Raw genomic sequence first — 13,346 nt, 5'->3', positions numbered from 1 at the left:
ATATCTTCAGATGTATTTTATTCTGCAACCTTAAAATACAAAAAAGAAAACCCCGAAAAAAGCTTAAAACAGCCGATTTCGGGGTTTTTGTGTTATGTTTTTGTTAATTATTTAATTGAATATCAGTCAGTTAAGAATTGAGCAAGAAGCCCTAAATATCAAATAATATCGCAATGAATCAATGATCAGCTATAAATTATCCTACTGGTATCATTCTGTGTATACTTTTAAGAGAAATATATAAAAAAAGCCTGTCTGATCATTTCAGACAGGCTTTTTTTATACTGCTTTAGCTTTATCTAGTTGGTCTATGATGTCCTCATAGTCCAGCTTGTCCCAGTTTTGTGTAATCAATGGGTTGGACATAACCTTGTCCATGATGCTTTCCTGAAGCTTACCCTGTGCATAAGCCTCCGAGTATGGAATATCTGAGAAAGTAACCATCGTGTAAAGGGGGATCCAGTCATGAGGATAAAGACTATGAAGTTTGGCCTCTATTTTTTTACGGATCTGAAATTTAGGATCTGAAACCGAATTTTTCATCTCTTCAAAATTCTCCATAGCCAGTTGGCAAATGGCATCCGTATCCGGTTTTCTTACTTTCTGGAATTTGGCAAAAACCAATTCCCAAGCATTTGTACCAAACTTATTGATCAGCTTGTCCAGAATGTAGCAGTCCTCAAATCCACAGTTCATGCCTTGTCCATAAAATGGAACCATGGCGTGAGAGGCATCACCTATCAACAGTGCTTTTTGCTGCATCCAAGGGAAGCATTCAATATTGATCAAAGCAGATGTGGGATTATTGAAATATTGCTGCTTCAGCTGAGGCATGATCTGATAAGCATCATCAAAATAGGTTTTGAATACCCCTTCCACATCTTTTTCATCTCTGATGTTTTCGAAGCAAACTCTCTTTCCTTCAAATGGAAGGAAGAGCGTGCAGGTAAAAGACTTGTCGGGGTTTGGCAGTGCGATCAGCATAAAGCTGCCCCTTGGCCAGATATGCAGGGCGTTGGGATCCAAAGCAAATTCTCCCTCCGCTGTAGCAGGAATGGTCAATTCCTTATATCCATGAGAGATGTATTCCTGCTTATAATCAAAGCGCACCTGTTTTAGCATGGCATTTCTCAAAGCAGAATAGGCACCGTCAGATCCTATGATTACTTCTGAGGAAATATTCAGACTTTTAGATTGTGGGTTGCTTAAAAGTAGGCTGTTGTTTCTAAGGTCCACATCTTCAATCTTATGCTCAAAATGGATGTTGACTCCGGCTGCTTCAGCCTCTTCCATCAGCAATTGATTGAATCTGCCTCTGGAAATAGAATAAATTGCCTGACCATCTTTCCCGTAAGGAATAAAAGTGGTCTTGCCGTGTTCATCATGGATTTTGCGGCCATACATTGGAATAGTAAGAGGTTTTACCTTATCTGTCAGACCCAAGTCCTCTAAGGCTTTCCATCCTCTATCACTTAGGGCCATATTGATTGACCTTCCTTCTTCTGTATAATTCCCTTTTCTGTTGTCAGCGCGCTTTTCGTAGATATCTACTTTTAGGCCCCTTTTCTTTAAATATATACTCAACAAAGATCCGATAAGTCCGGAACCAAGTATACTGATTTCATTGTGTTTCATAGGTATGAGATTGTGCCCCTTAGTTTAAGCGAATTTATTAAGGGATTGTTCTAGTATTCTGGCAAATCTGTACACGTCCAGAAAACTATTGTAAAGAGGTGTTGGCGCGAGCCTTATTACATTGGGATGCCTCCAGTCTCCTACCACAGCATGTTTGTAGAATTCATCGAAGACATCTTTTCCCCCTTTATGAATCAACAAAGATAACTGACAGCCTCTTTCTTTTGGGTTTTCAGGGGTAATTATTTCCAAAACTCCTGATTCTCCGCTGATTTGCCTGATGAGAAACTCCAGATAGCCGGTTAAAAGTTCACTTTTTTTCCTTAAATCATTTATTCCGGCCTTTTCAAAAATGTCCAATGAGGCCTGGTGGGCAGCCAGTGCAAGCACATTCGAATTGGCCAATTGCCAACCGTCAGCCCCGTACATCGGCACAAAACCCTTTTCCATTTTGAACCTTTCTCCCTCATCATGGCCCCACCACCCTGCGAACCTCGGCAGATCTCTGTCTTCAGCATACCTCTCGTGGACAAAAATTCCTGAAATATTTCCTGGGCCCGAGTTAAGGTATTTGTAAGAACACCAAGTGGCAAAGTCCACATCCCAATCATGCAGGCGAAGTGGTACATTGCCCGCTGCATGTGCCAAGTCAAAGCCTGCTATAGCACCGGCATGATGGGCAGCTTTTGTAATGGCTTGCATGTCAAAAACCTGCCCGGTATAATATTGAAGCCCTGCCATCATCACCAAAGCCAGTTCCCCTTCGTGTTTTTTAATGACCTGAAGGATATCTTCGGTTCTCAATATATGCTCATTTTCCCTAGGGCTAACTTCGACAATGGCTTCTTTTGGATCAAATCCGTGAAACTTCACCTGGGTTTCCAGCATATACATATCAGAAGGAAATGCACCTGCCTCTGTTATTATCTTGAATTTTTTTGGACTCGGTCTATAAAAAGACACCATCAGAAAATGCAGGTTGGAGCTGAGGTTATTCATGGCTACCACCTCATGTTCGTGGGCACCTACTATGGTGGCCAGTGCGGGCTTGGATTTCTTGCGCACATGATACCAAGCATCCTCACCGTGAAAATGACCATCCACCGCCAGGTTGGCCCAGTTGTCCAATTCTTTTTGGATGTAGGCTTGAGCGGACTTTGGCTGAAGGCCCAGTGAGTTGCCACAAAAGTAAATGGCTTCTTGACCGTCTACTTTTGGAAATAAAAACTCTTTTCTGTAGCCCGCAAGCGGATCCTGGGCATCCATTGACTGAGCAAATGTCTCCGAAAACTCGTATATGATGGTTTCCATTTGATTGATTGTAGTATTTGGGGTTTTGATTTTACAGTCTTATCATAATTACGGACTACAAATATCAAACATAGCACCTTTATTAATTGAAAAAAACCTTTTTGGTTTCGTCCAATGTCCCGGTATTATCTATTTTGCAGAAAAAAAGCAGATATGTCTAAAGAAATCATATTTTCGAAAGAAGCTCCCGCGCCAATTGGCCCTTACAGTCAGGCTGTCAAAGCCGGAAACACCCTTTTTGTGTCCGGTCAGATTCCCTTGGATGCGGAAACCGGGGAGCTGATCAATGAAAACATCACCGAAGAAACCCACGCAGTCATGAAAAACCTTGAGGCTGTCCTTCGTGCCGCAGGCTACGGTTTTGAGGATGTAGTCAAATGCAGCATTTTCATCAAAGACATGGGTCAGTTTGCTACAATCAATGAAGCCTATGGCCAATATTTCAAAAGCAATCCTCCGGCAAGGGAAACCGTAGAAGTGGCCCGGTTACCTAAAGATGTAAATGTGGAAATTTCCTGCATTGCAGTGAAATAATGCTTAGCCTCTGGCTATGGATTTGCCCATCAGCTTGAATACAAGATAATGGAGAGGCCTTACCATAACCCAATAGGCCTTTCCCTTCTTATCATTTGGCAAAAATGTTGTTTTTTGGACAAGAGTGGTCTGATCTACGGTCCACTCTAGGTACACTTTTCCGGGTAGCTTCATTTCAGCGAGTAGTTTCATGGATCTTTTTTCCCTGTCCAATGAGCAAAGCCTCCAAAAATCAATTGCGTCTCCTACTTGAAGCAAATGTGGAGGTTTTCGCCCTTTCCTATAACCTATACCGCCCATGAGCCTATCCACTATGCCCCTCAATTTCCACAGAGCGGTGCCATAGTACCAGCCATTTTCTCCCCCTATGTTTATAATTTTTTGCCAAACCTGAGCAGGGCCTGACTTCAATGGGAATTCAAAAGTTTCTTCAATGGGCTTTGTGGATTTCTTCATGTAAGATAATTGCTACCTTTGAAGTTAACTTTATTTAGATTGTGAAGTTAGTCCGATATGCCTTTTCTTCCTTCCCAAAGTGAAATACTCGTATCTTCTTTGCCTAAAGAAGCCCTGCTTGGGCGAATCCAACAGGTAACCAGAAATGTCAACTTTCTGGATATTGAGGCCAGGAAGAGTAATGGTTTTCAGTTCAATGGCATGGTGCATGCCGATGGCTTTAGGGTGTCTTTGGTGATAGAAAAGGCGGATTCATTTCTTCCACTTATCAAGGGAGAAGTAGAGGAATCCCCGCATGGGAGCATTTTGTTTCTCGAGTACAGCCTTTTTCCCGGGTCCGTCTTTTTTCTGATATTCTGGACTTTGGTGACAGTTGGATTGTTTTTCTTTTTTGGACTAATGGCAGAAAAGCCTCTTTATGCACTCATCAGCCTGGCGATAGGCTTTGGCAATTATTTATTCGCTTGGTCTTACTTTAAGAAAAAAACCAAGGCTTCACAGAAGATTTTTCATGAGCTTTTGCAGTAGGAAAAGCAGAATGAAATCTCTTTTGCCTTTTGTCGACAATTTACCTGAACAAGCTCAATCCGCTGACAGTTGATATGGGAAGCCAATGGTCAGATTATATGTAAACGGCTATGGAATATGCCATGTAGCTAGTATTTTAGCGGGGCAAAAATTAACCAAAATAATTTTATGAGCATTAGAATAGAAAAGGATACCATGGGACCTGTGGAGGTCCCTTCTGACAAATATTGGGGAGCACAGACCCAAAGGTCCATCAACAATTTCAAAATAGGTGGTGAGCGAAACAGGATGCCGGTGGAAATTATCCGTGCATTTGCCATTCTGAAAAAGTCAGCAGCCCTCACCAATGCGGAGTTGGGCGTGATGGATCAGGACAAGGCAGACATCATTGCCAAAGTCTGTGATGAAATCCTAGATGGCCAGCACGATGACCAATTTCCTTTGGTGGTCTGGCAGACAGGTTCCGGCACCCAATCCAATATGAATTCCAATGAGGTGATTGCTTACCGCGCACATGTGCTTTTGGGAGGCTCACTTGAAGATGAAAAGAAAAAAATCCATCCCAACGATGATGTAAATAAATCCCAATCCTCTAATGACACTTTTCCTACAGCCATGCACATTGCTGCATACAAAATGCTGATGGAGACTACTATTCCTGGGGTTGAAAAATTGAGAAACACTTTGAAGGAGAAGTCTAAAGCATTTATGGATGTGGTCAAAATCGGCCGTACGCACTTTATGGATGCTACACCTCTCACCTTGGGGCAGGAATTTTCAGGATATGTGGCTCAGTTGGATCACGGATTGAGGGCGCTTAAAAATACGCTTACTCACTTATCCGAGCTTGCATTGGGTGGTACAGCAGTAGGTACGGGATTGAATACTCCTAAAGGTTATTCCGAGTTAGTAGCAAAAAAAATCGCTGAATTTTCAGGGCAGCCCATGATCACTGCTCCTAATAAATTCGAAGCCTTGGCAGCTCATGACGCCATAGTAGAATCACATGGGGCTTTGAAACAAATCGCTGTAAGCCTGATGAAAATCGCCAATGACATCAGGATGCTTTCCTCAGGTCCTAGGTCAGGTATTGGTGAAATCCTGATACCTGAAAATGAACCAGGCTCTTCTATCATGCCGGGTAAAGTAAACCCTACCCAAGTGGAAGCCATAACAATGGTAGCGGCACAAGTAATGGGTAATGACGTAGCGATTTCTGTTGGTGGGTCCAACGGGCACTTTGAACTCAATGTCTTCAAGCCTATGATGATTACCAATTTTCTTCAGTCTGCAAGGCTGATAGGAGATGCTTGTGTGTCTTTCAATGACAACTGTGCCGTGGGCATAGAACCGAACACTCCTTTCATCCAAAAGCATCTTGAAAACTCCCTGATGCTGGTGACAGCCCTCAATCCTCACATCGGTTATGAAAATGCTGCTGCAATCGCAAAAAAAGCGCATAAAGAAGGTACATCCCTTAGAGAAGCAGCTTTGGCATTGGGATTGTTAACCAATGAGCAGTTTGACGAATGGGTGAAGCCTGAAGACATGACAGGAAGCCTCAAATGATTTAATTTTATCTATTATACTATGAAAAAATCAATTTTGAATTTCTCCCTGGCAGCAGCTTTGATGCTGGGTGGTACTTCTGCGGCGATAGCGGCAGAAAAGCCTGTAAAAGAGTCCTCAGAACTGAGCGAGGCTCAGGTGAAGAGGTTAGAAGAAATAGATGCCAGAGTACTTGAAATCAAGGAAATGGACTTTTCTGAAATGAGCAGAGAAGAAAGAAAAGAAATCAAAAGTGAGCTGAAAGAGCTTCATAAAGAAGCAAAGCAAAACCGTGGAAGCGGATTGTACATTTCCACGGGAGCTTTGATCATCATCATTATACTTTTGATTATTTTACTTTAAAAACCTCCTTTATCCTATTTTGGAAAGGAATTTAAAGCTATTACTAAGTGCTGATTGAGGGTCAGGAGTCAGGTCTTTTTCCAGGAAAAAGTGCTTGGCTCCTGATTTTTTTGCGCTCTTGATAATTTCTTCCAAAGGCAAAACTCCCGCGCCGGCATCTGCCAAATAGGGGAATAAGCCCATCCAGTCCTGCATACTTTCGCCACTTCCGGCAAATGTTTTCTTCTCCCGCATGTCCTTAAGGTGCAAAAGCGGAAATCTCCCAGGATTCTTTTCCAACATCTCCTTCGGGTCAACACCAGCTGCCGTAAACCAAAATACATCGAGCTGCATTTTGACCAACTCTGGATCTGTGCTTTCAAGAATATACTGAAAGGGAACTACTCCTTCTTTTGGACTGTGTCCATAACCATGATTGTGGTAAAAAAACGTGAGCCCATTGCTTTTGGCTTCCTGTCCTATTTTATTGAATAAGTCGGCGGTTTTTTTGTAGTCATCCATACTTTGCCGCATATTTTCAGGAATCATGGCAATGCCTACATATTTGTGTCCGATCACATGTGCAGCTTCTGCCAAAGCGCCCATATTTTCCTGTAGCGTGGGCAATTCTACGTGAATGGACGGAGCCGAAAGACCATGTTCGTCCAAAAGACTTTTCAACTCTTTAGGGGATTTGCTGAAGTACCCGGAGCCCGAAAAACCAAGCATTCCAGCTGTTCGCGCCCAGTCATCTTTTGCCTGCTGGGTACTGTAGGAATAGGGGCCAAAAAACTCAAGTTCCTTGTATCCAATTTCGGCAATCATCTTAATAGTGCCTTCAAAGTCTTCGGAAAGTGATTTTGGCAAAGTAAATAAGGCTACTCCATAGGGGATTTCATCTTTAAACAATTGCTTGGATTCGGCCCAAAATGGCACAAGCCCTGTCCCGGCGGCAATCAATGCGCTGGATTGGATAAATTTTCTTCTGTTCATGATTATTCAGGTTTCTTTTTACTAAAGATAGCAAGGATTTTCTTTGCGTACAATTCACATAATGAATTCGATTAATCATCACTTTGAGTGTCCAAGTATTTTTTGACCTTAATGGCACGGATGAAAATCAAGGTCATGGGAATGAGCCAGATCAATTCATTAAATACAAGGTGAAACACAGAACGTTTGTTCCAGCCAATTTCAGGAACAAAAACCATAACAAACCAAGCTGCTGCGACTACTTTTCCTATTATTCCGATAAGTATCAGAACCCGCCAACTGATGGGATAAAATGCACTCAAAAAAATGAGAAAACCTAGCAACATGCCGATGGATCCCAAGACAGTACTGCTATTGACTGAAGAAAAGGTATTGTCGATGGCCAGCCATTTGAGCAGGTCCTCTCCGAAATACCGGAAAAATGCCCCTATCGCAAAAGTGTACATCCCAGCAAGAAGCAACAAACCTCTCATGGGCATGGGAAAAATGGGAAATGCACTGTTTTTCTCTTGTGTCATAGATGTATTTGTTCCAGAAATTAACTTTTTTAGGTGTTTGATGTTTTCACCCAAATACAAATCTACATGAAGCCTCCAAAAAACAAGACCATTTGGATACTTATTGCACTTATCCCCATAGCCCTGATCTTGGGTTTTATATCAGGGAAAATGGCAGATGAGGTCAGTCCGGCACATATTGCTGCGGCAGAACATTTGATCGGCTTGGAATTTTCTCCATCAGAGCGGGATTCCATGATCCGTAACCTGGAAGGGCATAGGTCAAGTTTCGAAAAAATGCGTCAGCAATACATAAACAATGACATTTCACCTGCGCTTTATTTCAACCCTTTGCCTCATGGCTTTGTACCCGAGCAAAATCAGGAGGAGCAGGACTGGGGGCTTCCTGCCTCTGTGGATTTTCCTGAAAAAGACCACGATCTCGCATTCATGCCGGTGTATCAGCTGGCCATTTTGATCAAAAGCAAGAAGCTTAGCTCAGAGAAACTGACTCAAGTATATCTGCAAAGGATCAAGACTTATTCTGATACCTTACAATGCCTGATCAGTCTGTTGGAAGACTCGGCTTTGGAAAAAGCACGGGAAATGGATCAGGAATTGGCTGCGGGAAAATATAGGGGCCCACTTCATGGAATTCCTTATGGAATAAAAGATCTCCTGGCAGTCAAAGGAACCAAAACCACCTGGGGAGCTATGCCTTACAAAGACCAAGAGATAGATCAGACTGCCCACATCGTCCAAAAGCTGGATGAAGCGGGAGCAGTGTTGGTAGGGAAGTTTACCTTGGGAGCTTTAGCCATGGGGGACGTATGGTATGGTGGAGTGACCAAAAACCCTTGGAACCTCAATCAGGGAAGTAGTGGTTCATCTGCCGGTTCCGGTTCAGCAGTAGGTGCCGGCCTTGTCCCATTTGCCATAGGAACCGAAACATTGGGTAGTATCGTTTCTCCTTCCACCAGAAATGGGGTAACTGGCTTGCGCCCCACCTTTGGTAGGGTAAGCAGGCATGGAGCCATGGCTTTGAGCTGGAGTATGGATAAAATAGGACCAATGTCAAGGTCAGCGCTTGACAATGGTATTATCCTCTCCATCATTCATGGATTTGACCCTAAGGACAAAAGCACTATTTCTGCTGCATTCAATTATAAGGCATCCAAGCCGCTTTCCGCTTTGAAAGTCGGGTATTTCAAGGAGTTTTTTGAGGGAGAAAGGGCAAGTGAGCAGGATAAGCGTGTTTTGGATGAATTGAAAGAAATGGGTGTACAGCTTCATCCTGTCAAACTGGAGACTTCTGTGGATGTAGGAAGTATGTTGATTTCCTTATACGTGGAAGGAGCAGCGGCATTTGACCAGTTGACCAGAGACAACCAGGATGACCTGTTGGTGGCCCAGCATAGGGGAGCTTGGCCCAATCTTTTTCGCTCTTCCAGGTTTATCCCGGCAGTGGAGTATATTCAGGCCAATAGGTTTAGGAGTATTTTGATTGAGGAAATCCATGCCCTGTTCTCGGAGTATGATGTCATCGTTACGCCAAGCTATGGAGGAAATCAGCTTCAGGTGACCAACCTGACAGGTCATCCGGCCTTGTGCTTACCTAATGGCTTTTTGGAAAATGGATCGCCGGTATCCATTACCTTTTTGGCGAATCTATTTGAAGAAGAAAAGCTGATCATGCTGGGAAGGGCTTACCAGGAGCATACCGACTGGCAAAAAAATAGGCCACCTTTGTTTGATAAATAAAAAAAGCCCCTCGAAAATAACTTTTGAGGGGCTTTTTAAGTTTTTTACAATACCCTTTCAAATTGGCTGAAATAGAAGTTGCCTTCAATTTCGGCGTTTTCGTCGGAATCAGATCCATGCACGGCATTCGCTTCGATAGACTTTGCAAAGATTTTTCTGATGGTACCCTCTTCCGCTTTGCTTGGGTCAGTTGCACCGATCAGTTTTCTGAAATCTTCAACAGCATTATCTTTTTCCAACACAGCAGCGATGATTGGTCCCGAAGACATGTATTTGCAAAGGTCAGCGTAAAAAGGCCTTTCCTTGTGGACAGCATAGAATTTTCCGGCCAGCTCTGAAGTCAGTTGTGTAGCTTTTAAAGCTACTATTTTGAATCCTGCTTCTTCGATCATTTTCAAAATAGCCCCCGAATTGCCTGCGGCAAATGCATCAGGCTTGATCATGGTGAATGTTCTGTTTCCTGCCATTGTTTCTTATTTTATCTGGTTTTAATTTAGGGTGCAAAATTAGTTTAATTCATTGAAACTCCATATCAAGACTGTGAATATTACGTTATCTAATTCAATATTAGCTAATTATCTGAATTGGGTATTTTGAAAAATTATCCTGACCTTTGCGGACTATGTTTCTCTGTAGAGGACGTATTAAAGCAATCAAATGCAAGAAATAGAGTCATTTAAAGAAGTAATCTCCTCCCCCAAGAAAATTGTCATTACCACCCATCACAAGCCTGATGCAGATGCATTGGGTTCGTCTTTGGGTATGGCCAATTTTCTACTTAAAAAGGGGCATGAGGTCACTGTAATCACTCCTTCGGATTATCCTTCCTTTCTTCACTGGATGAAAGGAAATGACGATGTTCTCAATTATGAGGATAAAAAACAGCAAACCAAAGCCAATAAAATCATAGCTGATGCAGAAGTGATTTTCTGTTTGGATTTTTCATGCCTGAGCAGGCTTCAGGATATGGAACATGCTGTCGCACAATCCAAAGCTTATAAAGTAAATATAGACCATCATCAGGATCCAAAGGATTTTGCAGATTTCAGGTATTGGAGTACAGATGCAGCTGCTACCTGTGAGTTGGTTTATGAGCTTATAGTGGAACTGGGAGAAAAAGAGGCCATAGACGAAGACATAGCCGATTGTCTTTATGCAGGTATCATGACTGATACGGGTGGTTTCAGACATCCAAATACCACCAAAAATGTACACCTCATCACCGCTGAGCTAATTGACTTGGGTGCTGACAACAGCCGCATTTCAAGACTGATTTACGATACCAACAGTATTAATAGGTTGAAATTTATCGGTTTTGCGATTACAAGAAGGCTGGTAATCCTTGAAGATCAGCAGACTGCCTATTTTGCCATCAGCAAAAAGGACTTGAGAAAATACAACTCCAAAACAGGAGATACTGAAGGTCTTGTTAATTATGCACTGTCACTTGACGGAATCAAGGTGGCCGCCTTATTTACTGAAAGAGAAGACGGAGTAAAAATTTCCTTTAGGTCCACGGAAGAAATTGCAGTTAATAAATTTGCATCTGAATTTTTTGACGGAGGAGGACATAAAAATGCCGCAGGAGGCAAGTCTCCCTTAAGCCTGAAAGAAACCACAGAAAAATTCGAAAAACTTATAAAAGAAAATCAAAAAACACTGTTCAATCAATTAGAACTCATCCATGAAAAAAACTAAATCACTTTTGTTCTCTTTGGCTTTTGCCATTATCGCTTTTGGGACCATGTCTTGCAAAAAATCCAAGACCACTTCTGATGGCATAGAATATACCTACATTAAGGAAGGTAAAGATGCACCCAAAAACGGGGAGTATGTATTGTACCATCTAATTGTTAAGACGGGTACAGACTCCACCTTTATTTCTACCTATGACCAAAACATGCCAGGATACCTTCAGTTCAACGATTCACTTCCAAAGCAAACAGGCATGGATGAGATCTTTTTGGGGTTGAAAAAAGGGGATAGCATCGCGTTTGAATCCAAAGCAGATAAGATTTTTGGAGAGAGCAACGTGCCTTTCTTCCTGACTTCTGATGAAACCGTAAAAGTCCGCATTGGTGTGATTGATGTACTGAGTCAAGAGGGACTGGAAACTTACTTCCAGGCCATGCAGGAAGCCCAGGCCAAAAAACAGGCAGAAGGTGCCATCAAGCAATTGGAAATAGATACCCAAAAAATCGAAGATTATATTGCTGAAAATAATTTGAACGCGACCAGGACAGAATCTGGTCTGTACTACGTCATCGAAGAAGAAGGTGACGGCAAAGAAATTGAAACAGGTGACTTGGCTTTTGTCCACTACGCAGGATACTTGATGGACGGGACTTTATTCGATACAAGTATCAAATCATTGGCTCAGGAAAAAGGTACCTACAGTGAAGGAAGAGATAGTCAGGATGGTTATGGCCCACTAGAAGTTAGGGTTGGCCTAGGTCAGGTGATCCAAGGTTGGGATGAGGGTCTAGCCCTACTTAGCAAAGGTGCCAAAGCAAAGTTTTTGATTCCTTCACCTTTGGCATACGGAGATAGAAATGCAGGAGGGCCCATACAGCCTAACTCTGTTTTGATCTTTGACGTAGAAATCACAGATGTTCAAAAATAAATTATGAGAAAATTAAGTATTGTTGCTGTAGCTTTGGTTTTTGGCTTGGTAGGATGTATTTCCGATGATGCCAACTACAACGTCCAGTTGGAGAGGGATATGCAAGCCATTGAAAATTACCTTCAGGAAAACCCGATTGCTTCCGTAAAGGAGTTTAAAGATGATCCTACAGGTTTGAGGATTTTTTGGCAAGAACTGTCTGAAAGTGAGATTGAACCTGAATTGGGAGATACCATTTTTGTCAATTATACCGGGAAGTTACTCAGCAATGCTGTTTTTGATACTTCAATAGAATCTGTGGCGAGGGAAAACAATATATATGATTCCAGTCGTCCATATCAACCTTTAGCCTTTCTTTTTGGCTATGGTCAGGTTATTTTAGGGTTTGAGTTTACGATATCAAAAATGGAAGAAGGAGATAAAGCCACCACTATATTTCCGTCCATATTTGGATATGGAACAGAAGAAAGGCCTTCTATTCCTAGGAATAGCCCTTTAATTTATGAGATGGAGTTAGTGAGGATAGGAAAAATTAGGACAGAGGATCCGGAGAATATATGAGAATACTGAATAGAATAGTTTTGGGAATGATGGTATTGATCTTTGCTGCATCTTGTGACCAGCAACCTTTCAATCCATTTGGGCCCACCTACGATGTCGATGCTAATTTGGAAAGAGAAAGGCCCATCATAGAGGAGTTTATAAGAACCTATGAAGTAGACAGTGTAGCCCGCATCCATGACAGAAACGGAGTGGTGATCATTGTACATGAAGAAGGTGATGGGGCTAGACCGCAGTCATTGTCTTTGGTGTATTGTAATTATGTAGCGAAGCTTCTCGACGGTACCATCGTGGACACCAATTTAGAGGATGTTGCCTTGGCCAATGATGTATGGGCTGATAATAGACTTTATAGGATCTTTCAGTTTACTGTAGACGGTGGAGATGCTATTCAGGGATTCAGTATAGGCTTTAGAAATTTACGAAGTGGCTCAAAGGCTACTTTAATAATACCATCTGTTTGGGCATATAGAGATCAGGAACAACCCAATATTCCTGAGGATTCCATCATGATATTTGAAGTAGAATTCCTGGGAATGGATTAAATTGATCCGATT

At 42.2% G+C, this 13,346-nt stretch carries 15 protein-coding genes; 9 read left to right on the top strand and 6 right to left on the bottom strand.

Translation table 11 applies throughout. The annotated features are described in order from the left end of the window. Positions 1-279: 279 nt before the first annotated feature. Positions 280-1,635 (bottom strand): FAD-dependent oxidoreductase, encoded by a 1,356-nt coding sequence (locus EGN73_RS16290; protein ID WP_219292277.1) that lies wholly within the window; start codon positions 1,633-1,635, stop codon positions 280-282. A gap of 24 nt (positions 1,636-1,659) precedes the next feature. Then, positions 1,660-2,946, bottom strand: coding sequence for a kynureninase (gene kynU, locus EGN73_RS16285; protein WP_219292274.1), 1,287 nt, complete (start codon positions 2,944-2,946; stop codon positions 1,660-1,662). Between the two features lie 153 nt (positions 2,947-3,099). Between kynU and EGN73_RS16280 the strand changes: the two genes are divergently transcribed. Further along, positions 3,100-3,480 (top strand): RidA family protein, encoded by a 381-nt coding sequence (locus tag EGN73_RS16280; RefSeq protein WP_219292271.1) that lies wholly within the window; start codon positions 3,100-3,102, stop codon positions 3,478-3,480. 3 nt (positions 3,481-3,483) lie between these two features. On the opposite strand, the gene EGN73_RS16275 is transcribed toward EGN73_RS16280, so the two are convergent. Beyond that, the gene (locus EGN73_RS16275; protein WP_219292268.1) at positions 3,484-3,936 is read right to left on the bottom strand and encodes a DUF2867 domain-containing protein; all 453 of its coding nucleotides are present in this window, start codon (positions 3,934-3,936) and stop codon (positions 3,484-3,486) included. Between the two features lie 57 nt (positions 3,937-3,993). Between EGN73_RS16275 and EGN73_RS16270 the strand changes: the two genes are divergently transcribed. From EGN73_RS16270 to EGN73_RS16260, 3 genes are all read left to right on the top strand, one after another. Then, positions 3,994-4,464, top strand: coding sequence for a hypothetical protein (locus EGN73_RS16270; protein WP_219292265.1), 471 nt, complete (start codon positions 3,994-3,996; stop codon positions 4,462-4,464). A 168-nt stretch (positions 4,465-4,632) separates the two neighbouring features. Beyond that, positions 4,633-6,033 carry a class II fumarate hydratase gene (gene fumC / locus EGN73_RS16265; protein ID WP_219292259.1) on the top strand — a complete coding sequence of 467 codons (1,401 nt, stop codon included), beginning with the start codon at positions 4,633-4,635 and terminating at the stop codon, positions 6,031-6,033. Positions 6,034-6,054: 21 nt separating this feature from the next. Beyond that, positions 6,055-6,375 carry a hypothetical protein gene (locus EGN73_RS16260; protein WP_219292254.1) on the top strand — a complete coding sequence of 107 codons (321 nt, stop codon included), beginning with the start codon at positions 6,055-6,057 and terminating at the stop codon, positions 6,373-6,375. 9 nt (positions 6,376-6,384) lie between these two features. On the opposite strand, the gene EGN73_RS16255 is transcribed toward EGN73_RS16260, so the two are convergent. Both EGN73_RS16255 and EGN73_RS16250 read right to left on the bottom strand, forming a co-directional pair. After that, positions 6,385-7,347: a sugar phosphate isomerase/epimerase family protein gene (locus tag EGN73_RS16255; RefSeq protein WP_219292250.1), complete on the bottom strand. Its 963-nt coding sequence runs from the start codon at positions 7,345-7,347 to the stop codon at positions 6,385-6,387. Positions 7,348-7,418: 71 nt separating this feature from the next. Further along, entirely contained in the window at positions 7,419-7,865 is a 447-nt protein-coding gene (locus tag EGN73_RS16250) for a hypothetical protein (RefSeq protein WP_219292247.1), read from the bottom strand. Between the two features lie 66 nt (positions 7,866-7,931). Between EGN73_RS16250 and EGN73_RS16245 the strand changes: the two genes are divergently transcribed. Then, positions 7,932-9,605 (top strand): amidase, encoded by a 1,674-nt coding sequence (locus EGN73_RS16245; RefSeq protein WP_219292243.1) that lies wholly within the window; start codon positions 7,932-7,934, stop codon positions 9,603-9,605. Positions 9,606-9,649: 44 nt separating this feature from the next. Here EGN73_RS16245 and EGN73_RS16240 read toward each other — a convergent pair whose 3' ends face one another. Further along, complete coding sequence (locus EGN73_RS16240; protein ID WP_219292235.1) at positions 9,650-10,072, bottom strand: nucleoside-diphosphate kinase; 423 nt, start codon at positions 10,070-10,072, stop codon at positions 9,650-9,652. Positions 10,073-10,262: 190 nt separating this feature from the next. On the opposite strand from EGN73_RS16240, the gene EGN73_RS16235 reads away from it, so the two are divergent. Genes EGN73_RS16235 through EGN73_RS16220 form a run of 4 tightly spaced genes read left to right on the top strand, consistent with a single transcriptional unit; the run spans position 10,263 to position 13,334 of the window. Then, positions 10,263-11,303, top strand: a complete 1,041-nt coding sequence (locus EGN73_RS16235) for a DHH family phosphoesterase (protein ID WP_219292232.1) — start codon at positions 10,263-10,265, stop codon at positions 11,301-11,303. Further along, entirely contained in the window at positions 11,290-12,228 is a 939-nt protein-coding gene (locus EGN73_RS16230; RefSeq protein WP_219292229.1) for an FKBP-type peptidyl-prolyl cis-trans isomerase, read from the top strand. Before EGN73_RS16235 ends, EGN73_RS16230 begins: the two co-directional genes overlap by 14 nt. Before the next feature lie 3 nt (positions 12,229-12,231). Next, the gene (locus tag EGN73_RS16225) at positions 12,232-12,789 is read left to right on the top strand and encodes an FKBP-type peptidyl-prolyl cis-trans isomerase (RefSeq protein ID WP_219292226.1); all 558 of its coding nucleotides are present in this window, start codon (positions 12,232-12,234) and stop codon (positions 12,787-12,789) included. Further along, positions 12,786-13,334, top strand: coding sequence for an FKBP-type peptidyl-prolyl cis-trans isomerase (locus tag EGN73_RS16220; RefSeq protein ID WP_246611619.1), 549 nt, complete (start codon positions 12,786-12,788; stop codon positions 13,332-13,334). The genes EGN73_RS16225 and EGN73_RS16220 overlap by 4 nt, the downstream gene beginning before the upstream one ends. Positions 13,335-13,346 lie beyond the last annotated feature (12 nt).

Origin of the sequence: Arthrospiribacter ruber, assembly GCF_019343195.1 — a bacterium.
In the GTDB taxonomy this organism is placed as follows: Bacteria; Bacteroidota; Bacteroidia; order Cytophagales; family Cyclobacteriaceae; genus Arthrospiribacter; species Arthrospiribacter ruber.
This window is presented reverse-complemented; position numbering and strand designations above follow the sequence as displayed.

Bases quoted from the DNA above. Each gene is read 5' to 3' on its own strand.
- EGN73_RS16290 (WP_219292277.1), bottom strand. From the start codon at position 1,635: ATGAAACACAATGAAATCAGTATACTTGGTTCCGGACTTATCGGATCT.
- kynU (WP_219292274.1), bottom strand. From the start codon at position 2,946: ATGGAAACCATCATATACGAGTTTTCGGAGACATTTGCTCAGTCAATG.
- EGN73_RS16280 (WP_219292271.1), top strand. From the start codon at position 3,100: ATGTCTAAAGAAATCATATTTTCGAAAGAAGCTCCCGCGCCAATTGGC.
- EGN73_RS16275 (WP_219292268.1), bottom strand. From the start codon at position 3,936: ATGAAGAAATCCACAAAGCCCATTGAAGAAACTTTTGAATTCCCATTG.
- EGN73_RS16270 (WP_219292265.1), top strand. From the start codon at position 3,994: ATGCCTTTTCTTCCTTCCCAAAGTGAAATACTCGTATCTTCTTTGCCT.
- fumC (WP_219292259.1), top strand. From the start codon at position 4,633: ATGAGCATTAGAATAGAAAAGGATACCATGGGACCTGTGGAGGTCCCT.
- EGN73_RS16260 (WP_219292254.1), top strand. From the start codon at position 6,055: ATGAAAAAATCAATTTTGAATTTCTCCCTGGCAGCAGCTTTGATGCTG.
- EGN73_RS16255 (WP_219292250.1), bottom strand. From the start codon at position 7,347: ATGAACAGAAGAAAATTTATCCAATCCAGCGCATTGATTGCCGCCGGG.
- EGN73_RS16250 (WP_219292247.1), bottom strand. From the start codon at position 7,865: ATGACACAAGAGAAAAACAGTGCATTTCCCATTTTTCCCATGCCCATG.
- EGN73_RS16245 (WP_219292243.1), top strand. From the start codon at position 7,932: ATGAAGCCTCCAAAAAACAAGACCATTTGGATACTTATTGCACTTATC.
- EGN73_RS16240 (WP_219292235.1), bottom strand. From the start codon at position 10,072: ATGGCAGGAAACAGAACATTCACCATGATCAAGCCTGATGCATTTGCC.
- EGN73_RS16235 (WP_219292232.1), top strand. From the start codon at position 10,263: ATGCAAGAAATAGAGTCATTTAAAGAAGTAATCTCCTCCCCCAAGAAA.
- EGN73_RS16230 (WP_219292229.1), top strand. From the start codon at position 11,290: ATGAAAAAAACTAAATCACTTTTGTTCTCTTTGGCTTTTGCCATTATC.
- EGN73_RS16225 (WP_219292226.1), top strand. From the start codon at position 12,232: ATGAGAAAATTAAGTATTGTTGCTGTAGCTTTGGTTTTTGGCTTGGTA.
- EGN73_RS16220 (WP_246611619.1), top strand. From the start codon at position 12,786: ATGAGAATACTGAATAGAATAGTTTTGGGAATGATGGTATTGATCTTT.